General features: G+C 70.4%; 21 protein-coding genes and 1 other annotated feature. Of the genes, 11 read left to right on the forward strand and 10 right to left on the reverse strand.

What is annotated here, in order from left to right; genetic code table 11:
- Positions 1–100: 100 nt before the first annotated feature.
- The 3 genes from BMY19_RS03310 (at position 101) to BMY19_RS03320 (ending at position 3621) form a co-directional block, all read left to right on the forward strand.
- Complete coding sequence (locus tag BMY19_RS03310; protein WP_020094612.1) at positions 101–1603, forward strand: NAD(P)/FAD-dependent oxidoreductase; 1503 nt, start codon at positions 101–103, stop codon at positions 1601–1603.
- A gap of 268 nt (positions 1604–1871) precedes the next feature.
- Positions 1872–3155, forward strand: a complete 1284-nt coding sequence (locus BMY19_RS03315; protein ID WP_020094611.1) for a PQQ-dependent sugar dehydrogenase — start codon at positions 1872–1874, stop codon at positions 3153–3155.
- Positions 3156–3303: 148 nt separating this feature from the next.
- Positions 3304–3621, forward strand: coding sequence for a c-type cytochrome (locus BMY19_RS03320; protein ID WP_091680759.1), 318 nt, complete (start codon positions 3304–3306; stop codon positions 3619–3621).
- Between the two features lie 107 nt (positions 3622–3728).
- Here BMY19_RS03320 and lepA read toward each other — a convergent pair whose 3' ends face one another.
- The 3 genes from lepA to BMY19_RS03335 form a co-directional block, all read right to left on the reverse strand.
- Entirely contained in the window at positions 3729–5531 is a 1803-nt protein-coding gene (gene lepA, locus BMY19_RS03325; RefSeq protein WP_100250858.1) for a translation elongation factor 4, read from the reverse strand.
- A gap of 225 nt (positions 5532–5756) precedes the next feature.
- Positions 5757–5957, reverse strand: coding sequence for a hypothetical protein (locus BMY19_RS03330; RefSeq protein WP_010682254.1), 201 nt, complete (start codon positions 5955–5957; stop codon positions 5757–5759).
- A gap of 61 nt (positions 5958–6018) precedes the next feature.
- Entirely contained in the window at positions 6019–6804 is a 786-nt protein-coding gene (locus BMY19_RS03335; RefSeq protein ID WP_091680758.1) for a HugZ family pyridoxamine 5'-phosphate oxidase, read from the reverse strand.
- A 313-nt stretch (positions 6805–7117) separates the two neighbouring features.
- Between BMY19_RS03335 and BMY19_RS03340 the strand changes: the two genes are divergently transcribed.
- From BMY19_RS03340 to BMY19_RS03355, 4 genes are all read left to right on the forward strand, one after another.
- A complete protein-coding gene (locus tag BMY19_RS03340) occupies positions 7118–7828 on the forward strand; it encodes a response regulator transcription factor (RefSeq protein WP_020094607.1) in 711 nt (236 codons plus the stop codon).
- 17 nt (positions 7829–7845) lie between these two features.
- Complete coding sequence (locus BMY19_RS03345; protein ID WP_020094606.1) at positions 7846–9651, forward strand: sensor histidine kinase; 1806 nt, start codon at positions 7846–7848, stop codon at positions 9649–9651.
- Positions 9651–10091 (forward strand): HPr kinase/phosphorylase, encoded by a 441-nt coding sequence (locus tag BMY19_RS03350; RefSeq protein WP_100250822.1) that lies wholly within the window; start codon positions 9651–9653, stop codon positions 10089–10091. Before BMY19_RS03345 ends, BMY19_RS03350 begins: the two co-directional genes overlap by 1 nt.
- Positions 10092–10265: 174 nt before the next feature.
- Positions 10266–10667: a PTS sugar transporter subunit IIA gene (locus BMY19_RS03355; protein ID WP_010682249.1), complete on the forward strand. Its 402-nt coding sequence runs from the start codon at positions 10266–10268 to the stop codon at positions 10665–10667.
- Positions 10668–10677: 10 nt separating this feature from the next.
- Here the strand turns inward: BMY19_RS03355 and BMY19_RS03360 are convergent, their stop codons facing one another.
- From BMY19_RS03360 to BMY19_RS03390, 7 genes are all read right to left on the reverse strand, one after another.
- Complete coding sequence (locus BMY19_RS03360; RefSeq protein WP_100250823.1) at positions 10678–11565, reverse strand: EamA family transporter; 888 nt, start codon at positions 11563–11565, stop codon at positions 10678–10680.
- 161 nt (positions 11566–11726) lie between these two features.
- On the reverse strand, positions 11727–13040 hold the full coding sequence (gene hslU, locus BMY19_RS03365) for an ATP-dependent protease ATPase subunit HslU (protein WP_100250824.1): 1314 nt from the start codon (positions 13038–13040) through the stop codon (positions 11727–11729).
- 100 nt (positions 13041–13140) lie between these two features.
- Positions 13141–14637 carry a SulP family inorganic anion transporter gene (locus tag BMY19_RS03370; protein ID WP_100250825.1) on the reverse strand — a complete coding sequence of 499 codons (1497 nt, stop codon included), beginning with the start codon at positions 14635–14637 and terminating at the stop codon, positions 13141–13143.
- Between the two features lie 60 nt (positions 14638–14697).
- Positions 14698–14753 (reverse strand) — a sequence feature (sul1 is cis-regulatory element that is thought to sense ions involved in sulfur or methionine metabolism; They are found in Alphaproteobacteria).
- A gap of 129 nt (positions 14754–14882) precedes the next feature.
- On the reverse strand, positions 14883–16553 hold the full coding sequence (locus BMY19_RS03375) for a methyl-accepting chemotaxis protein (protein WP_020094600.1): 1671 nt from the start codon (positions 16551–16553) through the stop codon (positions 14883–14885).
- Positions 16554–16701: 148 nt separating this feature from the next.
- Entirely contained in the window at positions 16702–18390 is a 1689-nt protein-coding gene (locus BMY19_RS03380; RefSeq protein WP_100250826.1) for a methyl-accepting chemotaxis protein, read from the reverse strand.
- A gap of 470 nt (positions 18391–18860) precedes the next feature.
- The gene (gene hslV / locus BMY19_RS03385) at positions 18861–19388 is read right to left on the reverse strand and encodes an ATP-dependent protease subunit HslV (protein ID WP_020094598.1); all 528 of its coding nucleotides are present in this window, start codon (positions 19386–19388) and stop codon (positions 18861–18863) included.
- A gap of 124 nt (positions 19389–19512) precedes the next feature.
- Complete coding sequence (locus BMY19_RS03390) at positions 19513–20322, reverse strand: SGNH/GDSL hydrolase family protein (protein ID WP_100250827.1); 810 nt, start codon at positions 20320–20322, stop codon at positions 19513–19515.
- A gap of 333 nt (positions 20323–20655) precedes the next feature.
- On the opposite strand from BMY19_RS03390, the gene BMY19_RS03395 reads away from it, so the two are divergent.
- The 4 genes from BMY19_RS03395 to BMY19_RS03410 all read left to right on the forward strand — a co-directional run.
- On the forward strand, positions 20656–21882 hold the full coding sequence (locus BMY19_RS03395) for an MSMEG_0565 family glycosyltransferase (RefSeq protein WP_100250828.1): 1227 nt from the start codon (positions 20656–20658) through the stop codon (positions 21880–21882).
- Positions 21875–22153 carry an MSMEG_0570 family nitrogen starvation response protein gene (locus tag BMY19_RS03400; protein WP_100250829.1) on the forward strand — a complete coding sequence of 93 codons (279 nt, stop codon included), beginning with the start codon at positions 21875–21877 and terminating at the stop codon, positions 22151–22153. Before BMY19_RS03395 ends, BMY19_RS03400 begins: the two co-directional genes overlap by 8 nt.
- Before the next feature lie 98 nt (positions 22154–22251).
- Positions 22252–22551, forward strand: a complete 300-nt coding sequence (locus BMY19_RS03405; protein WP_091680741.1) for a hypothetical protein — start codon at positions 22252–22254, stop codon at positions 22549–22551.
- A 53-nt stretch (positions 22552–22604) separates the two neighbouring features.
- Positions 22605–22869, forward strand: a 265-nt coding sequence (locus tag BMY19_RS03410) for an IS5 family transposase (RefSeq protein WP_107351037.1), incomplete at its 3' end; no start/stop codon positions are given.

Consider the following 22869-nt stretch of genomic DNA (forward strand, 5'->3'; position numbering starts at 1 on the left):
CGGCCCCGCGGCGCCAGCGATTCCTTAACCACGACCGGGCATCCTGGCGACCGGTCGGCGTCCTGCGCGTCGCGCGCCGCACCAATCGCCGGAGCATGGGATGAGCCACCACACCGAGACGCTGGTGATCGGCGCCGGGCCTGCGGGTCTGACTGCCGCCTACCTGCTGTCGAAGAAGGGCCGCTCCGTCACCGTCCTGGAGCGGGATCCGGCGCAGGTCGGCGGGATCTCGCGCACCGTCTCGCACAACGGCTACCTGTTCGACATCGGCGGCCACCGGTTCTTCTCGAAATCCCAGGCCGTGGTCGATCTCTGGGACGAGATCCTCCCCGACGACTTCATCGAGCGTCCGCGCCTGTCGCGGATCTACTATCGCGGGCGCTACTACGCCTACCCGCTGAAGGCCTTCGAGGCTCTGCGCAACCTCGGGATCCTCACCAGCGCGGCCTGCGTCGCCTCCTACCTCTACGCCCGCCTGCGGCCGGTGGCGGAGCCCAAGACCTTCCACGCCTGGGTCCGCAACCAGTTCGGCGAGCGCCTGTTCTCGATCTTCTTCAAGACCTACACCGAGAAGGTGTGGGGCATGTCGTGCGACGCGATCTCGGCCGACTGGGCGGCGCAGCGCATCAAGGGGCTCGACCTCGGCGCGGCGATCCGCGACGGCATCAAGCGGTCGCTGGGCCTGCGCAAGGCGCCGAAGGCCGGCGGCCCCGTCATCAAGACGCTGATCGAGTCGTTCCGCTATCCCCGCCGCGGCCCCGGCATGATGTGGGAGGCGGCCGCCGCCAAGATCCGCGCCCAGGGCGGGCAGCTGAAGCTCGACCGCGGCGTCGACTCCCTCAGCTACGATGCCGGCACCGGCATCTGGACGGTGGCGGCCCGCCGCTCGGACGGCAGCCGCGAGACCTTCACGGCCCGCAACGTCGTCTCGTCCGCGCCGGTCCGCGAGCTCGTCGATGCCATCCGCCCGCGGCCGCTCAGCACCTTCAACGCCCGGGCGCTGAAGTACCGCGACTTCCTGACGGTGGCGCTCATCGCCAAGTCGGACAAGAACTTCCCGGACAACTGGATCTACATCCACGACCCGTCGGTGAAGGTCGGCCGGGTGCAGAATTTCCGCTCCTGGTCGCCCGAGATGGTGCCGGACGCGGACCACACCTGCCTGGGCCTGGAGTATTTCTGCTTCGAGGGCGACGGCCTCTGGAACGCCGACGATTCGGAGCTGGTGGAGCTCGCCAAGCGCGAGATCGGTCAGATCGGCCTGATCGACCCGGCCGACGTCGTCGATGCCTGCGTGGTCCGCCAGCCGAAGGCCTACCCGGTCTACGACGAAGAGTATGCCGGCCACGTCGTCACCGTGCGGCGGGAGCTGGAGCGGGATTTCCCGAGCCTGCACCTCGTGGGCCGCAACGGCATGCACAAGTACAACAATCAGGACCACGCGATGATGACCGCGATGCTGACCGTGGAGAACATCCTCTGCGGCCGGCGCCGGCACGACGTCTGGCGGGTGAACGAGGACGCCGAGTACACCGAATCCGGCGTGTCCGGGGCCGACGTCGCCCTGGGCAGCGAGCGCCTCGTGCCGCGCAAGGTCGCCTGAGGCCAGTTCCGGTCGGCCTCCCGTCTTTGCGAGCGAAGCGAAGCAATCCAGGGCGGCGCTGAGCGCCTCGAAGTCGCGCTGCCCTGGGTCGCTTCGCTTCGCTCGCGATGACGGAGGGTGCGACCCCACTGAGGTGACGATCGGAAACCCCGCGGACAGCGACAGGGCTCCTGCCGCGTCACCGGCGCGGCTTGCCGGTCTCTGCGGCGCCCCTATCGTTCCTTCCCGGTAATGCCCTGGTCCAAGGGCCGCCGGGAGGATTCTATCGATGCGATCTCTGCTTCTCGCCGCGCTCTTCGCGGGCGTGGCCATGCCGGCGGCGGTGCTCCCCGCCCTGGCGCAGGGTGCGGCCCCTGCCGAGACCAAGGCCAAGACCGACGACCTCGAGAAGCTCCAGGGCTTCCACAGCACCGACACCCAGGCCGCCGCCGAGATCCCGCAGACCGGCCGCCGCCCCGACGCGATCCGCAAGAACCTGTCGAAGATCAAGCTGCCGGACGGCTTCAAGATCGACCTGTACGCGGTGGTGCCGGACGCCCGCGCCATCGCGGTCGGTCCCAATGCCGGGGTGCTGTTCGTCGGCACGCGCAAGAGCAAGATCTACACGGTCACCGACCGCGACAAGGACCGGGTCGCCGACGAGGTCCGCCCCTTCGCGCCGGGCATCACGTTCAAGATCCCGAACGGCGTCTGCTTCTCGAAGGACGGCGTGCTCACCGTGGTCGAGCAGAACCGCGTCCTGGCCTTCCCGGCCGCCGAGTTCTTCTACGAGAACCCGGACGTCGCCGCCGGCGTGCTGGTCAAGCAGGGACAGCTGATCCCGGCCTCCGAGGAGAGCTTCAACCACACCGCCCGGGTCTGCCGGGTCGGGCCGGACGGCAAGACCTACATCGCGCTCGGCCAGCCCTACAACGTGCCGCCCGCCGAGAAGGCGGACCTCTACAAGAAGACCGGCATCGGCGGCATCATCCGCATCGACGCCGACGGCAAGAACCGCGAGGTCTACGCGACCGGCATCCGCAACTCCGTCGGGATGGATTTCAATACCGACAAGTCGCTGTGGTTCACCGACAACCAGGTCGACGGCATGGGCGACGACAAGCCGCCGGGCGAACTGAACCGCTCCACCAAGGCGGGCGAGAATTTCGGCTTCCCGTGGTTCGGTGGCGGCTCGGTCCGCACGGTCGAGTACAAGGACCAGACTCCGCCGGCCGACGCCGTCGCCCCGCAGGCCGAGCTGCCGCCGCACGCGGCCGATCTCGGCATGACCTTCTACAACGGCAAGCAGTTCCCGGCCGCCTACAAGGGCGGGATCTTCATCGCCGAGCACGGCTCGTGGAACCGCACCGAGCCGGTGGGTGCCCGGGTGATGTTCGCCAAGCTCGGGGCCGACGGGAAGGTCGAGTCGGTCAAGCCGTTCGCGGAAGGGTGGCTCACCGGCGACGGCGAGTATCTCGGCCGCCCGGTGGACGTCGCGGTGATGCTCGACGGCTCGCTGCTGGTCTCGGACGATTCCGCCGGGGCGATCTACCGGATCTCCTACGAGAAGTAGTCTGTTGTGACCTGGCGCCTCTCCTTGCGCGAGGCGCCAGGTCGCGGAAAGCCGCAACGCGCCCTCTCTGACGTGCGGGAGGGGGCGCGCGTCCCGTTCCGACGCGAGCGGGCAAGTCTTCACTGATCTCAGAGTTCGAGCCCGCCCGATGATCCGCCCGCTTCTCGTCCTCGCCGCCACCCTCGTCCCGCTCTCGGCGCAGGCCGGCGACGCGGCCGCGGGCAAGAAGCGCGCGACCGCCTGCCAGACCTGCCACGGCATGGACGGGCTCTCGAAGCTGCCGGAGGCGCCGAACCTTGCCGGGCAGGTTGAGCCCTACCTCGTGAAGGCGCTCACCGAGTACCGCGACGGCAAGCGGCAGAACGAGATCATGAACGTCGTGGCGAAGGAACTGTCGGACGCCGACATCGCCAATCTGGCGGCGTACTACGCGGGCATCCAGATCGACGTGCTGCCGCCGGGGTAAGCGGCACCACCGTCATTGCGAGCGCAGCGAAGCAACCCAGGGCGGCGGGCCATTGACGAGCGTCGCGCACCTGGTTTGCTTCGCTCCGCTCGCAATGACGCGGTGGATCAATCGTCCATCTTCAGGGCGGCGATGAACGCCTCCTGGGGTATCTCGACGCGCCCGAACTGGCGCATCTTCTTCTTGCCTTCCTTCTGCTTGTCGAGAAGCTTGCGCTTGCGCGAGATGTCGCCGCCGTAGCATTTGGCGGTGACGTCCTTCGACAGCGCCCGGATGGTCTCGCGGGCGATGATCTTGCCGCCGATCGCCGCCTGGACGGGGATCTGGAACAGGTGGCGGGGGATCAGGTCCTTCAGCTTCTCGCACATGGCCCGGCCGCGCGACTCGGCGCGGGTGCGGTGGACCAGCATCGAGAGGGCGTCCACCGGCTCGGCATTCACCAGGATCGACATCTTCACGAGGTCGCCCTCGCGGTAATCCGACACGTGGTAGTCGAACGAGGCGTAGCCCTTCGAGATCGACTTCAGCCGGTCGTAGAAGTCGAAGACGACCTCGTTCAGCGGCAGGTCGTAGACCACCATGGCGCGCTTGCCGACGTAGTTGAGGTCGATCTGCACGCCGCGGCGGTCCTGGCAGAGCTTCAGCACGCCGCCGAGATACTCGTCGGGCGTCAGGATCGTGGCGCGGATCCACGGCTCCTCGATCGTCTCGATCTTCATGATGTCCGGCATGTCGGCCGGGTTGTGCAGCTCCTTGGTCTCGCCGTCGCGCATCTTCAGGTGGTAGACCACCGAGGGCGCCGTGGAGATCAGGTCGAGGTTGAACTCGCGCTCCAGCCGCTCCTGGATGATCTCCAGGTGCAGGAGCCCGAGGAAGCCGCAGCGGAACCCGAAGCCCAGCGCCGCCGACGTCTCCATCTCGTAGGAGAACGAGGCGTCGTTGAGCCGGAGCTTGCCCATGGCGGAGCGCAGGTTCTCGAACTCGGCCGCGTCTACCGGGAACAGGCCGCAGAACACCACCGCCTGGACCTCCTTGAAGCCCGGCAGCATCTCGGTGGTCTGGCGCTCGTCCTCGGAGATCGTGTCGCCGACGCGGGTGTCGGCCACCTCCTTGATCGAGCCGGTGAAGAAGCCGACCTCGCCCGGGCCCAGCGCGTCGATGTCGGCCATCTTCGGCCGGAACACACCGATCCGGTCGACGCCGTAGACGGCGTCGGCGCCCATCATGCGGATGGTCATGCCCTTCTTGAGGGTGCCGTCGATGATCCGCACCAGCACGACGACGCCGAGATAGGCGTCGTACCAGCTGTCCACGAGCAGCGCCTTCAAGGGCGCGTCGCTCCTGCCCTTCGGCGGCGGCAGGCGGGTGACGATCGCCTCGAGCACAGCCTCGATGTTGAGGCCGGTCTTGGCCGAGATCGGCACGGCATCGGAGGCGTCGAGGCCGATCACCTCCTCGATCTGCTCCTTGACCCGGTCCGGCTCGGCGGCGGGCAGGTCGACCTTGTTGAGGACCGGGACGATCTCGTGGTTGGCGTCGAGCGCCTGGTAGACGTTGGCGAGCGTCTGCGCCTCGACACCCTGCGAGGCGTCGACCACCAGGAGCGAGCCCTCGCAGGCGGCGAGCGAGCGCGAGACCTCGTAGGCGAAGTCCACGTGGCCGGGCGTGTCCATCAGGTTCAGGACGTAGTCCTTGCCGTCCTGGGCCTTGTACTCCAGGCGCACGGTCTGCGCCTTGATGGTGATGCCGCGCTCCTTCTCGATGTCCATCGAGTCGAGCATCTGCTCGCTCATGTCGCGGAGCGCGACCGTGCCGGTGGCCTGGATCAGCCGGTCGGCCAAGGTCGATTTGCCGTGGTCGATATGCGCGACGATCGAGAAGTTGCGGATGGTGTCGATCGGGGCTGTCATCGGCATTCCGTTCGGGCGCGCGCCGGCGCGCACCGTCTGACGTCGGGACGTGTTCGGATGGAGCGGCTCCCGCGCGAGATAGCAGCGCGGCGGGAAGGCGCCAAGCGCGGCCTGAGCGCCCGGGGGGAGAGCGGGCCCGGTCGGTGATCGCACGCAAGCGAACGGGGGCCGGAACGAGCCGGCCCCCGGGTCACGATCGTGTCTGGCGCCGAGGAGCGATCCGGCTCAGCGACCGCGGTCGCGGATCAGTCGCTCGATCTCGGCCTCGCCGTGGGAGCGCGCCTTGGCCTCGGTCGGATGCTTCCGGTCCGAGCGCTGGTGCAGCTTGCCGTGCTTGCGGATGCTCCACTGGAACAGGGAGCCGCTCTCGCCGACCGGCTCCACGTCGAGGCTGAAGGGGTAGGTATCTGTCTGGGTATCGCTCATGGGGCCGATATGGGGCGGTCAGCGACCTTTCGCCATGCCTGATCGCCAAGTCCTTGCGCGTTTACGCGTCCGCACCGGTCGCGCGCGCCCGCGCGGCCATGGCAACGAGGCTTTTGCGCAGCGCACCCATGTCGGTGACGCGCTCCGGATAGGGGACGCGCACCGTGCGGTCGGCCGCCATCAGGTCCATGCCCTCGGGGTCGAGGCCGGTGAGTCGCCAGGGCAGGTCGGCCGCGCCGCCGGCGCCGGCAGCGTAGAGCGCCAGCGCGTCGGCGTGGTCGGCGTTCATGTGCTCGACGGCGCCCCGCTCGCCCGCCACGATCGCCTGCGCGTCCGAGAGGTCGAGGAGGAGCTGGTCGCGGGTCAGGGTCGCGGCCTTGGCGAAGCCGCCATTGAGGTGGCCGGCCTCCGGCGCCAGGGCGAAGAAGCCGAAATCCGGGAAATCGGCGTAGAGCTTGGCCTTCGGGTGCCGGGCCAGGAACCGCTCCCGGGCCCGCGCCTCGGCGGTCTGCAGAGCGCGTCCGACCACCGTCAGGCGGGGATGGGCGAGGGGATCGCCCTTGCCGCCCTGCGAGAACAGCAGCGAGCAGCGCGGGTCGGCGAGCAGGTTGCGGGTGTGGGCCGACAGCCGCGACAACAGCATCAGCGGCGTGCCGTCCGCGTCGGTGGCGATGGTGACGAGGGAGGCGAAGGGCGTGCCGTCCGGCTCCAGGGTCGCGAGCGCCCCGGACCGGACGCTGCGCAGGAGCGTGCGCGCCAGGCCGATCGCGTCGAACGGCGCCGCCTCGGCCGGCAGCGGACGGGCCGGTCCGCCCGCGCCGGGACCCGTGTCGATCGTCTCGCCCATGCGCGATTCCTCCCCTCCGGACAGCCGCCCGGTTTCGCCGCCACGTTAGCGGCGCAGCGTCGGCGGCGCGAGGCACCGCGACCGCGTCAGATGGGCCGCGGAAGGACCGGTGCGCTCCCGTGTTACGGCCAAGCTATGACCGCCGCTCGCTTTTTCCGATCGGCCGTACTAAAGCACCTGTCCCTTTGCGTGTGCCGGGCTGCGCCCAAACTGCCCGGTTCGCGTTTTTGTCTGCCCCCTCGGGGCCGGGACGTGGCGCGGCCTGTGCGAAGAGCCGGGACCGCGCCTGAGCCCGTTCAGTCAGGGACCGCGCATGCCGACCATCGCCCTCGTCGACGACGACCGGAACATCCTCACCTCTGTGTCGATCGCGCTGGAGACCGAAGGCTACCGCATCCAGACCTACACGGACGGGGCCTCCGCGCTGGACGGTCTGCGCCACTCCCCGCCCGATCTCGCGATCTTCGACATCAAGATGCCGCGCATGGACGGGATGGAGCTTCTCCGACGCCTGCGGCAGAAATCTGACCTTCCCGTGATCTTTCTGACGTCGAAGGACGAGGAGATCGACGAGCTGTTCGGCCTCAAGATGGGCGCGGACGACTTCATCCATAAGCCGTTCTCGCAGCGCCTGCTGGTGGAGCGGGTGAAGGCGGTGCTCCGGCGCTTCGCCAAGGAGGCCCCCGGCAGCACGCCCCGCGGCGAGGCCGAGGTCGCGGCCCGGTCGCTCGAGCGCGGCGCGCTGATGATGGATCCCGAGCGGCACACCTGCACGTGGAAGGGCGAGCCGGTGACGCTGACGGTCACGGAGTTCCTGATCCTCCAGGCGCTCGCCCAGCGCCCCGGCGTCGTGAAGAGCCGCAACGCGCTCATGGACGCGGCCTACGACGACCAAGTCTACGTCGATGACCGGACCATCGACAGCCACATCAAGCGGTTGCGGAAGAAGTTCAAGGTCACCGACCAGAGCTTCGACATGATCGAGACGCTCTACGGCGTCGGCTACCGCTTCAAGGAGGCGTGATCTCCAGGATCAGCCCCGTGGCCGCACGTACCCAGACCCAGACCGAGGATGCCCCGCCCCGCGCCTCCCTGGCCCAGACCCTGTCCCGACCGCTCGGCTGGCCCCGCGCCGTGTGGGAGGCGGTCGGCCAGCGCGCCTCGTCGAGCCTGACGCGCCGCATCGTCGTCCTCAACCTCGTCGGGCTGATCGCGCTCCTCGTCGGGTTCCTCTACCTCAACCAGTTCCGCCAGGGCCTGATCCAGGCCCGGATCCAGAGCCTCGCCATCCAGGGCGAGATCATCGCGGGGGCGATCGCCGCCTCGGCCTCGGTGGACACCGACACGATCCGCATCGATCCCGACAAGCTGCTCCAGCAGCAGGCCGGCGAGGCGGCGGAGGAGGAATCGCAGCCGCTCGCCTTCTCGCTGAACCCCGAGAAGGTGGCGCCGCTGCTGTCGCGCCTCGTGACGCCGACGGGCAACCGCGCCCGGGTCTACGACCAGGAGGGCGGCCTCCTGTTCGACACCCGCACCCTGTTCAAGCGCGGCGATGCCAGCCGGCCCGACCCGCTCGAGCCGAAGCCCCACAAGCCCGGCATCCTCGAATCCGCCTTCGAGGCGGTCCAGTCCAAGCTCGGCGGCCTGTTCCGCAGCCGGTCCGAGACCACCGAGGAGACGGGGCCGGTGAACGGGCACTCGCTCCGGGAGGTCCAGGCGGCGCTCGGCGGCAACCGCGGCAGCCTCGTGCGCCGGAACAAGCTCGGTGAGACCACCGTCTCGGTGGCGGTGCCGATCCACCGGGCGGGCTCGGTCCGCGGCGCCCTCCTGATCTCGACTCAGGGCGACGCCATCGACCGGGTCATCGCTTCGGAGCGGTTCGGTCTGCTGCAGGTCTTCCTCGTCGCCTCGGCGGTGATGGTGGTGCTCTCGTTCCTGCTGGCGGGTGCGATCGCGGGACCGGTCCGCCGCCTCGCGGAGGCCGCCGAGAAGGTCCGCATGGGTATCAAGACCCGCGAGGAGATCCCGGACTTCACCGAACGTACGGACGAGATCGGCCACCTGTCGGGCGCCCTGCGCGACATGACTCAGGCCCTCTACCGGCGAATCGACGCGATCGAGAGTTTTGCGGCGGATGTCAGCCACGAGTTGAAGAACCCGCTGACCTCGCTCCGCAGCGCGGTCGAGACACTGCCGCTCGCCAAGACCGACGAGTCCCGTGGCCGGCTGATGGCGATCATCCAGCACGACGTGAAGCGCCTCGACCGTCTGATCAGCGACATCGCCGACGCCTCGCGCCTCGACGCGGAGCTCGCCCGCGCCGAGGCCCGGCGCGTCGATCTCCGGCGGCTGCTCACCACCGTCGTGTCGGTCGCCAACGAGCGCCGGCGCCCGAAGGATTGCCTGATCCAGCTCGACGTCGAGGCGACGGGCTCGGAGCAGGACGCGCCGTTCACGATTATCGGCCACGACAGCCGGCTCGGGCAGGTGGTCAACAACCTCCTCGACAACGCCCGCTCGTTCTCGCCGACCGACGCGAAGGTCCGGGTCGTGCTGCGCCGCGTGCGCGGCGAGGTCGAGATGATCTGCGAGGACGAGGGACCTGGCATCCCGGAGCACGCCCTGGAACGGATCTTCGAGCGCTTCTACACCGACCGGCCGGAGCAGGGTTTCGGCCAGAACTCCGGCCTCGGCCTGTCGATCTCCCGCCAGATCGTCCAGGCCCATCGCGGCACGATCCGCGCCGAGAACCGGCCCGGCGCCCCCGACGAGGACGGCGAGCCGACGGTGCGCGGCGCCCGCTTCATCGTGCGCCTGCCGGCGGCGCCGCGGCAGCTCCACGCCTGATGGTCACCCTGCACGGCGCCTGCATCGCGCTGTGCGGGGCCGGCATCCTGATTCGGGGTCCCTCGGGCGCGGGCAAGTCCAGCCTCGCGCTCCTGCTCGCCGCCGCGCCGGACGGCGCCTTCGTGGCGGACGACCGGGTCGTCTGCGCGATTCGCGACGGGCGAATCACGGCCGGTCCCCATCCCGCGCTCGCCGGACGTGTCGAGGTCCGCGGCCAGGGAATCCTGTCGGCGGCCGATCTCGGCCTGGCGGTGCGGCCGGAGGCGGTGCTGCATCTCGCCGTCGACCTGGTGGAGACGGCACCGCGCTTGCCCGAGCCGCCGGAACCCGCCGACATCCTCGGACTCGCCGTTCCGCGCCTCGTCCTCGATCGGGGTGCGCGGGCGGCCAGCCTCGCACCGCTCCTGGTTCGTGCGGCGCTGCGAAAGCCGCGGCCGTGACTTCGCAGCCGCACAGGCGCCTCGATTCGCTCAAGACTGGTATCCCCCATGGCGCACACGTGGCGGCCGTGGCATGATCGCACCAATGTCCGGGCAAAAAAGTCGCGATCGCCTTGTGGGGGGCTGTGCGATGCACAACATGGCGGCACACACAGGACGTTGGAACACGTGTCGATGATTGGCATGGTGCTCGTCACCCACGGACTCCTGGCGACCGAGTTCAAGGCCGCGCTGGAGCACGTGGTCGGTCCACAGGATCAGATCGAAACGATCACGATCGGGCCGGAGGACGATATGGAGCTGCGACGCCGGGACATCATGTCCGCGGTCTGTCGCGTGAATACCGGGGACGGTGTGGTGGTGCTGACCGACATGTTCGGGGGCACGCCGTCGAACCTCGCGCTGTCCTGCATGAACGGCGGTTCGGTCGAGGTCGTGGCGGGGATCAACCTGCCGATGCTGATCAAGCTGGCCAGCGTCCGCGACGAGGAGAAGCTCGGCGACGCCGTGCTGCACGCGCAGGAAGCCGGCCGCAAATACATCAACGTCGCTTCGCGCGTCCTGGCGGGCAAGTAGTTCTCCGGGATCAAGCTTCCAGGACAGCCGCCGGCGGAGCCGCGCGCCGCGCGCTCACGGTGATTCCCACCGATGCCGCGATCACCAGCGCGATCGCCAGCCACTGGACGGCGCTGATTCGCTCTCCCAGCAGGACCAGACCCGCGCAGGCCGCCACGGCGGGCTCCAGGCTCATCAGCACGCCGAAGCTCTTGCGGTCCAGGCGGCGCAGGGCGACCATCTCCAGCGAGTAGGGCAGGGCGCTCGACAGCAGCGCTACCGCGAAGCCGGCGATGAGGAGTCCGGGCGCGAGCAGGGCCGGTCCGGCCTCCGCCACGCCGAACGGCGCCACGACGAGGGCCGCCGTCAACATGCCCAGGGACACGGCCTGGCCGCCGTCGATCCGCCCCGCGCGCTGCCCGAACAGGATGTAGAGCGCCCAGCACAGGGCCGCGCCGAGATCGAGGGCGACGCCGACCGGGTCGAGGCCGTCCGCGCCGGCGATCGGCAGCAGCAGCGCGAGCCCGGCCACCGCCACGCCGATCCACAGGAAATCCGAGCGGCGGCGCGACGCGATCAGCGCGACCGCCAGCGGCCCGACGAACTCGATGGCCACGGCCGGTCCGAGCGGCAGCCGTGCCAGCGCGAGGTAGAACAGGAGGTTCATCAGCCCGAGGGCCGTCCCGTAGAGGGCGATCCAGCCGGCCTCGTGTGCCGGAAGGCTGCGCCGCCAGGGCCGCCAGACGGCGATCAGGATCAGCGCCGAGAAGCCGACCCGGAGGGCCGAGGTCCCCGCCGCGCCGAGCGCCGGGAACAGGCTCTTGGCGAAGGTCGCGCCGCACTGGAGCGACACCATGCCGGTGACCAGCGCCGCCACGGACAGCACCGTATCGCCGAGGCCGAACCTGTTGCGTGACACGGGGGCGACATTCCTGAGGACCGGGACCCGGCGCGGGCATAGCAGATGCCGGGGCCGCCGCGGCCCACGCTCGGCCTCATGGCACACGCCATCCGCGCGCACGGCTCGTTGTCCCGGGCCAGCGGAGCGTCCGCCGGCCCGGCGTCGTCCGTGACAGGCCCTTACAGGATGAAGCGGCTCAGATCCGCGTTCGAGGCCAGATCCTGCACCCGGTCGCGCACGTAGGCCGCGTCGATCGGCACCGTCTCGCCGGACCGATCGGTGGCGGTGAAGGAGATCTCGTCGATCACCCGCTCCAGCACCGTCTGGAGCCGGCGCGCGCCGATATTCTCCACCGAGGAGTTTACCTCCACGGCGACCCGCGCGAGGGCGTCCACGGCGTCGTCGGAGAAGGTGAGGGTGACACCCTCGGTCTCCATCAGCGCGACCGTCTGCTTGAGAAGGCTCGCCTCGGTGGCGGTCAGGATCTGCTTGAAATCGTCCACCGTCAGCGGCTGCAATTCCACCCGGATCGGCAGGCGGCCCTGCAGTTCGGGGAGGAGGTCCGCCGGCTTCGAGACGTGGAAGGCGCCCGAGGCGATGAACAGCACGTGGTCGGTCTTTACCGGCCCGTGCTTGGTCGCGACGGTCGTGCCCTCGATCAGCGGCAGCAGGTCGCGCTGCACGCCCTCGCGCGAGACGTCGCCGGACGAGCGGCCCTCGCGGGCGCAGATCTTGTCGATCTCGTCGAGGAAGACGATGCCGTTGTTCTCGACCTCGCGGATCGCCTCGCGGACGAGCGCCTCGTCGTCGACCAGCTTGTCGGATTCCTCGGCCATCAGCGGCGCGTAGGCGTCCCGCACCAGCACACGGCGCGGCTTGCCGCGCTGGCCGCCGAGCGCCTTGCCGAGCATGTCGCCGATGTTGATCGCGCCCATCGAGGCGCCCGGAACGCCGGGAATCTCGAACATCGGCATGCCCGCGGGGGCGCCGGAGGTCAGTTCCAGCTCCACTTCCTTGTCGTCGAGCTCGCTGTTGCGGAGCTTGCGCCGGAAGCTGTCGCGGGTAGCCTGGCTCGCCGTCGAGCCGACCAGCGCGTCGAGGATCCGGTTCTCCGCGGCCGCCTCGGCCTTGGCCTTGACGCCCTCGCGCTTGACCTGCCGCGTCAGGCCGATCGCCACCTCGACGAGGTCGCGGACGATCTGCTCGACGTCGCGCCCGACGTACCCGACCTCGGTGAATTTGGTCGCCTCGACCTTGAGGAACGGCGCGTTGGCGAGCCGGGCGAGGCGGCGGGCGATCTCGGTCTTGCCGCAGCCGGTCGGCCCGATCATCAGGATGTTCTTGGGTGCGACCTCCTCGCGGAGCGGACCGGTCAGCTGCTGGCGCCGCCAGCGATTGCGCAGCGCGATCGCCACGGCGCGCTTGGCGTCGTGTTGCCCGACGATGAACCGATCGAGCTCGGACACGATCTCGCGGGGAGAGAACGTCGTCACCGCTTTGCCATCCCTGTTCCCGGCCCGAAAACGGCCCCGCGCCGGGAATGGGGTCGCGCGCGGCCCCGCGCAAGGGGCCACGCGTCGGCCGGTCGCCGCCTCAGTGCGCCGCCGGGACCGCCGCGGCGTCGCCCTTGTCGTGCCGGCCGAACCGCTCCAGCAGGGTCGCGCTGGCCTCGTTGAGGCCGATGACCGCCACGTCGCGGCCCCGGGCGCGGGCCTTGAGCACCACCCGGTCGAGGGCCGCAATGGCCGAGATGTCCCAGAAATGCGCCGCGTGGACGTCGATGACGAGGCGCTCGACCGGCTCCAGCACGTCGATCGCCTCCGAGAAAGTCCCCGCCGAGGCGAAGAACACCTGCCCGGTGACGGTGTAGGTCCGGGTGCGGCCGTCGGCCGAGAGGGCGGACGTGATCCGGTTGAGCCGGGCGACCTTGCCGGCGAAGAACACGCCGGACAGCAGCACGCCGACCAGCACGCCGATCGCGAGATCCTTGGTGGCGACCACGACCAGGACGGTCGCCAGCATCACCGCCGAGGAGGGCAGAGGGTTGGTGCGCAGCCGCAGCAGCGAGCGCCACGAGAAGGTGTTGATCGAGACCATGATCATCACGGCCGTCAGCGCCGCCACCGGCACGACGGCCAGCAGGTCCTGCAGTGCCACGAGGAGCACCAGCAGGAACGCGCCGGCCACGAGCGTCGAGAGGCGGCCGCGGGCGCCCGACGAGACGTTGATCACCGACTGGCCGATCATCGCGCAGCCGCCCATGCCGCCGAACAGGGCCGAGGTCATGTTGGCCACACCCTGGCCCATGCACTCGCGATTCTTGTCGCTGGCCGTGTCGGTCATGTCGTCGACGATCTGCGCCGTGAGCAGGCTCTCCAGCAGGCCGACCGCGGCGAGCGTCGCCGCGTAGGGCAGGAGGATCCGCAGGGTCTCGAGGGTGAGGGGCACGTCCGGCAGGGCGAAGCTCGGCAGCGTCGAGGGTAGGGCGCCGAGATGGGCGACCGTGCGCACGTCGAGGTGGAAGATCGCGGTGATCGCCGTCAGCACCGCGATGGCGACGAGCGGCGACGGGATCGCGCGGGTGATCCGCGGGAATCCGTAGATGATCGCCAGACCGAGGGCGATCAGCCCGTAAGTCGCCGGCGTGACCCCGGTGAGCTCGGGCAACTGCGCCAGGAAGATCAGGATCGCCAGCGCGTTGACGAAACCGGTCATCACCGATTGCGAGACGAACCGCATCAGCCGGCCCAGCCTGAGCAACCCGGCCAGGATCTGGATGACGCCCATCAGGATCGTGGCGGCGAAGAGGTACGGGACGCCGTGCTCGCGCACGAGGTCGACCATCACCACCGCGGTCGCGGCGGTGGCGGCCGAGACCATGGCCGGGCGACCGCCGGCGAAGGCGATGGTGCAGGCGATGACGACCGAGGCGTAGAGGCCGACCTTCGGGTCGACCCCGGCGATGACCGAGAAGCCGATGGCCTCTGGGATCAGCGCGAGGGCGACGACGATCCCCGACAGGGTGTCGCCGCGCAGGTTGGAGGTCCACGACCGGAGATATCCGGCGTTCCGGGCTGCGTGTGTTGACATCGATGAATCCGCACGAGCGGCGTGCCCGCGTCGCTGGCGGGTCAGAGCGCGTCTCGAATGCGTGGTCCGGCGGATCGGCGGCCGGAAGAGCCACCCGGGCTTTCACCGGGTCCTTGCGAATGCGCCGACCCTAGGGGCGCACGCGCTGCAATGCAACAACGTGGCGGGAAACGCTCGGCGACGCTTCCGTCATCGCGGGTCCGGCTCCGCGGTTCCGAAATGACGGGCGCGTCGGTCCGGCCACCTCAGGCCGCGCGGACCTGGGTCACGAAGCCCGCGACCTCACCGCCGAGCCCGTTCGAGCGGCGCGCGATGTCGGCGGCGGCGTCGAGGACTTCCGCGGCGCTGGCGCCCGTCTCGCGGGCCGCGCCCAGAACCAGCGCCATCGTGTCCGTGACGGCGCGGGTACCGCTGGCGGCTTCGGAGACGCTGCGGGCGATCTCCTGGGTCGCCAGCTGCTGCTCCTCGACGGCGGCGGCCACGCCGAGGGCGATCCCGTGGACCTGCTCGATCGTGCCGCCGATCTCCTCGATCGCCGCGACGGCGTCGTGGGTCGCGGTCCGCATCGCGGCGATCTGCCCGGCGATCTCCTCGGTGGCCTTGGCGGTCTGCGTCGCGAGATCCTTCACCTCGGTGGCGACGACCGCGAAGCCGCGCCCGGCCTCGCCGGCCCGTGCCGCCTCGATCGTGGCGTTGAGCGCCAGCAGGTTGGTCTGCCCGGCGATGGTGGAGATGAGGGAGACGACCTGCCCGATGCCGTCGGCGCTGCGGGCTAGGGCCTGGACGCTTGCCCGGGTCCGCCGCGTCGCCTCGACGGCGCTCTCGGCGGCCGTCGAGGTCTGGGTCACCTGGACGCCGATCTCGCTGGCGGTGGCGGCGAGCTCCTCGGTGGCGGCGGCGACGGCCTCGACGTTGTGGGCCGTCGTCTCGGCGGCGCGGGTGACCGCCTGCGACTGCGTGCCGGCGTGCTCGGCGTTGCCCGCCATGGTCGCGGCGGCACGCTCCAGCCCGGCGGCGGCCCCGGCGAGGTGCTCGACGAGTCCGCCGATGCTGCCCTGGAACCGCTCGGCGAGCCCGGCCATCTCGGCGCGCTTGCGCGTCGCCGTGTCGGCCTCCAGCCGCTGGTGCTCGTGCCGCAGGCCCTCGGCCTCCCGCATCGTGTCGCTGAAGACCTGCATGCTCGTCCAGATCGCGCCGATCTCGTCGCGTCCCGGCTTGACGGCGGGCAGGGTGTGGTCGCCGCGCGAGAGGCGCTGGATCGCGTCCGAGACCGCCCGCAGCGGCCGGGCGATCTGCCGCTGACCGATGAGCAGGCCGAGGGCGCAGCAGATCACGGTGCCGATCAGGGCGAGGCCGAGCAGGAGGAGGGTGCGCGTCTCGAACAGGGCCTGGGTGTCGGCCTTGATCGCCGCCATCTCGCCCCGGCCCTGCTTCACCAGGGCGTCGATGCTGGCCTGGAAGGCCTTGCGGTTTGCCCGGTTGGCGTCGTTGAACCCGAGCTCCGCGGCCGCCTTGGGGCCGGTCGTGTCGCCCGCGTCCGCGAGGGCGCTGCGGAGGGCGCGGAACGCGTCGGCGTTGCGCACCATCGTCTCGAAGAGCGGCCGCTCGGCCTCGGTCACCCGCGGTGCCCAGTCGGCCCGCAGCGCGTCCATCTCGGCGAGACCCTTGCGGATCCCGGCGGTGTACTTCGCGGCTTCCGCGCGGTCGGCGGAGGCGTAGACGCCGCGCGAGTCCATGGTGACTTCGGCGGCGAGGCGGTTGAAGTTCGCGGCGTCGAGCGCCCGGATCGACGCGCTCTCGACGCTCGTCAGCGATCGCTCGAAGCTCTTCAGCGTCGCGACGCTGACTCCTGCCACGACCAGCGTCGTCAGGCTGCAGGCGCCGACGAAGCTCAGGAGTTTTCCGCCGATTTTCATTGCTATCCGACCGTCGAGACGCGATTGGCGTCAAAATGCCGGTTATTCGTCAAGACGTCGTAAACTGAGCTGATCCGGAATTATTTGTCACGCCTCTGAGCAGGGTCCTTATGAGGAAGGGGCGCGGCGGGCGCCGCGCCCGACCCGATCAGGCCGCCCGAACGGTGTCGAGGAAGCGGCTGACCTCCGCAGTCAGGTGCTCGGATTGCCGGGACAGCTCCGAGGCCGCGTCGAGAACCTGGCCGGCGGCGACGCCGGTCTCCTCGGCCGCGCCGGCGACGCCGGAGATGTTGCTCGTGACCTCGCCGGCGCCGACGGCCGCCTGCGCGACGTTGCGGACGATCTCCTGGGTCGCCGCACCCTGCTCCTCGACCGCGGCGGCGATCGAGGTGGCGACGCCGCTGATCTCGCGGATCCGGTCCGTGATGCCGGCGATCGACGTCACCGCCTGCCCGGTCGAGGCCTGGATCTGCGCGATCTGGCCGGAGATCTCGTGCGTCGCCTTGGCAGTCTGCTCGGCCAGGGCCTTCACCTCGGAGGCGACGACCGCGAAGCCCTTGCCGGCGGCCCCGGCGCGGGCCGCCTCGATGGTGGCGTTGAGGGCAAGCAGGTTGGTCTGGCCGGCGATGTTGGAGATCAACCCGACCACGTCGCCGATCCGCGACACGGAATTGCTCAGTTCCTGGACGAGTGCGCCGGTCTGATCGGCGTCGGAGACGGCCCGCTGCGCCAGATGCGCCGAGCCGTCCACCTGCCGGCCGATCTCCTGCACCGACGAGCCGAGTTCCTCGGCCGCGGCCGCGACGGTGTTGACGTTGGAGGCGGCCTCCTCGGCGGCCGCCGCGACCGTGTTCGACTGGCTCGAGGTCTGGGACGCCGTCGCCGACATGGTCCGGGCGGTCGCCTGCAGCTCGGTGGCCGAGGACGAGACCATGCCGACGATGCCGCCGACCGCGCGATCGAAGCTGTCGGCGAGTTCGATCATGGTCCGGCGCCGCTCGGCCGCGGCGGCCGCGTCGTCGATCCGCTTCATCTCGGCCTCCTCCGCGGCCTTCTTGGCGACCATCGCCTTGATCCCGTCCACGGCACGCCCGACCGCGCCGATCTCGTCGCCGCGGGCGGCCTCCTTGATCTCGGCCTCGATCTCGCCGCGGGCCATGCGCTGCAGCACGGCCACGAGGCGGCCGAGGGGGCGGGTCAGCATGGCGAAGACGAGGAAGGCCAGCAGCCCCGCGATGACGACGCTGGCGACGCTGCCGAGCAGGCTCGCGAGGTAGGCGGCGCCGAAGGAGCGCGCCTGCTCGTCGCTTCGGGCGGCGAGGAGGTCGCGCTCCGCTTTCTCGGCCTCGCCGATCTTGGCGCGCAGGGCGTCCATGGACGCCTTGCCGGCGCCGCTCGCCTCGATCTGCCGGGCCTTGTCGAGGTTCCCCGCCTCGACGAGGGCCATCTCCTTGGCGGCGATATCGTTCGACCATGTCTCCGCCGAGCCGCGCACGGCCTCCAGGCGCGCCTGCTGGGCGGCGTTGTCGGCGGTGAGCGACTTGGCGCTCTCCAGCGACACCTTGAAGGACTTCTGGCCGGCGCGGAGCGGCTCCAGAAATTTCGGATCGCCCGCGATCAGGTAGCCGCGCAGGCCGGTCTCCTGATTGACCATCGCCTGCGTGAGGCCGTCGAGGGCGGAGATGACCTGATAGGAGTGCTCCGTGAGATGATTGACGCGCTCGATCGAAGACAGGTGAATGTATCCGATGGCGCTGATCCCCACCGTGACCGCCGCCAGGCTGCCGAATGCGGCAGTCAGCTTCGTTACGATCCGGACATCGTTGATCGAGCGCATAGTTAGTCCCCAGGGCCCCATTCGGGAATTCGGATTTGGTTCCCTGGCGGTTGTGATAAATTATACGCTGTAAATTTTCTCTTACAGCGGGCTGTATCGCCCGGATGAACCCGGTTGAACGGCGGTTGAAAACCTGCTGTCAGCAATCGAGCGTCGGTGATCGTCCCGCGCACTGTTGTCGTCGGCGAGTACAACCTGAGATAAGAGGCGCCGGGCCGGATTTCGTTGCGGCGCTACGATTCGTGCGCGGCTTCGAGGAAGGTTTGCAGGATGCGAAGACCGGCGCCGTAGCGTATTCGCCCGCGGCGCGTTTCGCGCGGAAGCTGTGATGACCCGCTTTCAGCCGGGCAGACCCCGCGCCGATGCGCGTGCGCCCGCGACGGGATCCGGGCGACGCGGGCACACCGTGTGCGATCGAGCGCGCGGCGACGGCGGTAGAGCCGGCGAGCCCGGCTCTGCCCGGCCGGGTCTCAGGTATCCAGCGCCTCGATGACGAGGTTTCCGTTGGTGTAGACGCAGATCTCGGCGGCGATCGTCATGGCCCGCCGCACGATCGCCTCGGCGTCGAGGTCGCCGTCCTCCAGCGCGCGGGCGGCCGCCAGGGCGTAATTGCCGCCAGACCCGATGGCCATGACGCCGCTCTCGGGCTCCAGCACGTCGCCCGAGCCCGACAGGAGCAGGCTGACCTCGCGGTCGGCGACGAGCATCATCGCCTCGAGCCGGCGCAGGTAGCGGTCCGTCCGCCAATCTTTCGTGAGTTCCACGCAGGCCCGGGTCAGCTGACCGGGATACTGCTCCAGCTTGGCTTCGAGGCGCTCGAACAGCGTGAACGCGTCCGCGGTGGCGCCGGCGAAGCCGCCGATCACCGCACCCTTGGCGAGGCGCCGGACCTTGCGGGCGTTCCCCTTCACGATGGTCTGGCCGAGGCTGACCTGACCGTCGCCGCCGATAACGACGCGGCCGCCCTTGCGGACCATCAGGATCGTGGTCGCGTGCATCTGGGGGACGGCGCCCCGGTCGTCGTACCTGAATGCGTCCTGGCTCAAGATTCGGCTCCGCTCTCGATCGCGCCGAGATGGGGAGCTTCGCCGGCCGAGTCCAGCCGGCGCCGGGATCGCGCGCCTACTCGGCGACCGGCTCGGGGCTGCGCACCGGGCCGGCATCCTGCAGGATCGACTGCGCGGCGGCCTCGGCCAGGAGCGCGTAGCCGCGGTCGGCCATGTGCAGGCCGTCGGCGGCGAAGAGCTGCTTGGTCGTCAGCTTACCCTCGCGCACCCAGCCGTGCATCAGGTCGGCCCGGCGGATCACCGGCACGTCGAGCTCGTCGCCGATGCTGCGCACCGCGTCGCGGAAGCGCGAGGCGCCCGGCGTGGATTCGAGCTTCGGGCACCATTGCGGCTCCATCAGCACCACGTCGATGCCGGCGTCTCGGATCCGGCGGATCGCCGACACGGTGGCCTCGCGGAAATGGTCGAGCGACACGCCGCGCAGCGGGTCGTTGCTGCCTGTCTGCCAGATGACGAGCTGGGGCTCGGCCGCGATCACGTCGCGGTCGAGGCGCGCCAGCATGTCGTCGACGTGCTCGCCGCCGATGCCGCGGTTGATGACCGCCACGTCCATCCCGTGCAGCTTCTTGCGCAGGTCGATCTGCAGGCGGGCCGGGTAGGCGTTGGCCGGGGTCGACGCGCCCACGCCCTCCGTCGAGGACGACCCGAAGGCGACGATCTTGAGCGGGGCGCCGATGGCGATCTGGCGGGCGACGTGGGGCAGGTCCGGGCTGTCGCCCAGGTCGAAGCCCAGCATGTCCAGGGATTCGGGCAGCAGGTCCGCGTAGGCGAGGACCGCCGTCGGAAGGACCAAGAGGGCGCCCAACAAGCCCAGGCGGCGCAGCATCCTGCGGGCGGGGAAGACAGTGTTCAGCGTCTTGGACACGGGACCGACGGCTCCGGCTCTCGTGAGCGATAGATACAATCTGACACAGGGCCCTGAAAAGAGCGGTTCCGGGCAGAGTTTGAAAACGCACTGAATTCGTAACGCAAAATTAGGCATGAGTGGGGAGGCGCGCCCTTGCCCGAGGATTCCCGGCAACAACGGCGCGGCGGGTCGACCCCAGCGACGTTGGCGTCGTGGCACCCGCACGCGTGACGCCGAGTCGGCACGAACCATGCAGAACACGCTCCGACGCGTCTCCGACAGGGCGGCGGAGCGCGCGGTCGGGGCCGCGGCGCGTCCCCCGACCGGCCGCTGGGCTCCGTGAGCCGTCCCATGGTCGACCGCTTGCGCATCGCGATCCTCACGCACTCGACCGACCCGCGCGGCGGCGTGGTCCACGCTCTGGCTCTCGGGGAGGCCCTGGGCAGGCTCGGCCACGAGGCGGTGGTCCACGCGCCCGACCCGACCGGCGGCGGCTTCTTCCGCGCGGCGCAGTGTCCGGTGATCTCGGTCGCGGCCAAGCCGGTCGCGGGACCGGCCGCCGCGCTGGTCGGCGCCCGGATCGCCGACTACCTCGCGCATTTCTCGACGCCCGCCGCCTGCGACTTCGACGTCTTCCACGCCCAGTGCCGGATCAGCGGCAACGCGCTCGCCACCCTGACCCGGCGCCGCCTGATCCCGGGCTTCGTGCGCACGGTCCACCGGATCGACACGTTCACGGATGCGCGGCTCGCGCAGTGGGAGGAGCGGGCGATCCTCGATGCCGGGCGCCTGCTCTGCGTCAGCCGGACCTGGGCGGCGACGCTGGCGGCCGAGTACGGCGCCCGGGCCGACGTGGTCGGCACGGGCGTCGACGGGGCGGCCTTCACGCCCGATCCCGGGCCGGAGGACGACGCGCTCCGCCGCCGCCTCGGCCTCAGCGGCGGCCCGGTCTTCCTCAGCGTCGGCGGCTTCGAGGCGCGCAGGAACACGCTGGCGATCATCGAGGCCTTCGCGGCCCTGCGCCGGACCTGCCCCGACGCGCAGCTCGTCGTGGCCGGCGCCGCGCCGCCTCTCGATCAGGCCGGCTACGAGGCCCGGTGCTGCGCCACGCTCGAGCGCGAGGGGCTCGAGGTCGGGCCCGGGCTGCCGGTGATCCGAACCGGCGCCGTGGCGCAGGCGGACATGCCGGGCCTCTACCGGCTCGCCGACACCCTGGTCTCTCCCTCCCTCGCGGAGAGCTACGGCCTGTGCGTTCTGGAGGCGATGGCCTGCGGAACGCCGGTGATCGTGTCGGGCCGGCCGCCCTTCACCGAGTACATCGCCCCCGGCGAAGCCCTGTCGGTGAACCCGGACGACACCGACGCCATCGCGTCGGCCATGCGGGCGAGCCTGGAGCCGAGCCGGCGGGCGCGGCTGCGCAATGCCGGCCGGGAGGTCGCCCGGGCCCATGTCTGGGACGCCTGCGCGGCGCGCCACCTGCCGACCTACGCGGAGCTCGCGCCCGGGGACGCGCCGTTGATTGCCGCGGCCACGGGGGCGGCGGCCTGGAACACGCTGCGGGTCCCGCGCGATGCCTGAGATGCGCTTCCATATCCGGTGGCCGGACGGGACCCGCGAGGCCTGCTACTCGCCGTCGCTGGTAATCAAGGACCACCTCGCGGTCGGGCAGGACTACCCGCTCGACGAGTTCGTCGTCCTGACCCGGCTGGCCCTGGGCATCGCCAGCGAGCGCGTCCGCGCTCGCTACGGGTTCCCGTGCGGCCGCGCGCAGGCGCAGCTCGCCCGGATCGAGGAGGGCGCCCGCCGGCAAGAGCCCGGGACGGTCCACGTCGAGGCCTTCGAGGACTGATAAGGGCCCGCGGCATCGCCGTGCGGCGAGGCGACGCGGCGCGGACCGGCGGCGCTCCGGGTTGTCCGCAGGACCCACGGCGCGCGGAGGCCCAGGCGATGATGACCCGGATTGCGGCAGTGCTGGTGCTGGCCGCGTCGCCCGCGGCGGCGCAGACGCGGCCGTCCACCACGGCGATGACCTGCCAGCAGACGATCCGCCTCATCCAGGCCCGCGGAGCGCTCGTCCTCGGGACCGGCGGCATGACCTACGATCGGTTCGTCCGCGACCGCTCGTTCTGCGAGCCCACCGAGATCGCGCGGCGCGCCTTTCGGCCGACCCGCGACAACCCGAACTGCCTGATCGGGTACACCTGCTACGAGCCCGGACGCGGTGACTGGTTGGGTGTGGACGACTAGGGCGTCTCTGCAAAGGGGTTCACAGGCTGGGTGGTCAGGCCCATGTGGGCTTGATGCGACGCTTTGAACTGACCGACGCGCAGTGGGAGCAGATCGCCCCGCTGCTGCCTCCGCAGAAGCCGCGCACGGGCCGGCCTGCGGAGGATCACCGGCAAGTCCTCAACGGCATGCTCTGGATCCTGCGCACGGGCGCACCCTGGGAGGATCTACCGGCGCGCTACGGTGCTGTGGGAACGGTGTCGAGCCGGTTCTACCGGTGGCGCAAGGCCGGCGTGTTCGACCGGGTGCTGCGGCGGCTGCAGGCGCAGGCGGACGCGC

Origin of the sequence: Methylobacterium sp. UNC300MFChir4.1, assembly GCF_900110155.1 — a bacterium.
Classification (GTDB): Bacteria; Pseudomonadota; Alphaproteobacteria; order Rhizobiales; family Beijerinckiaceae; genus Methylobacterium.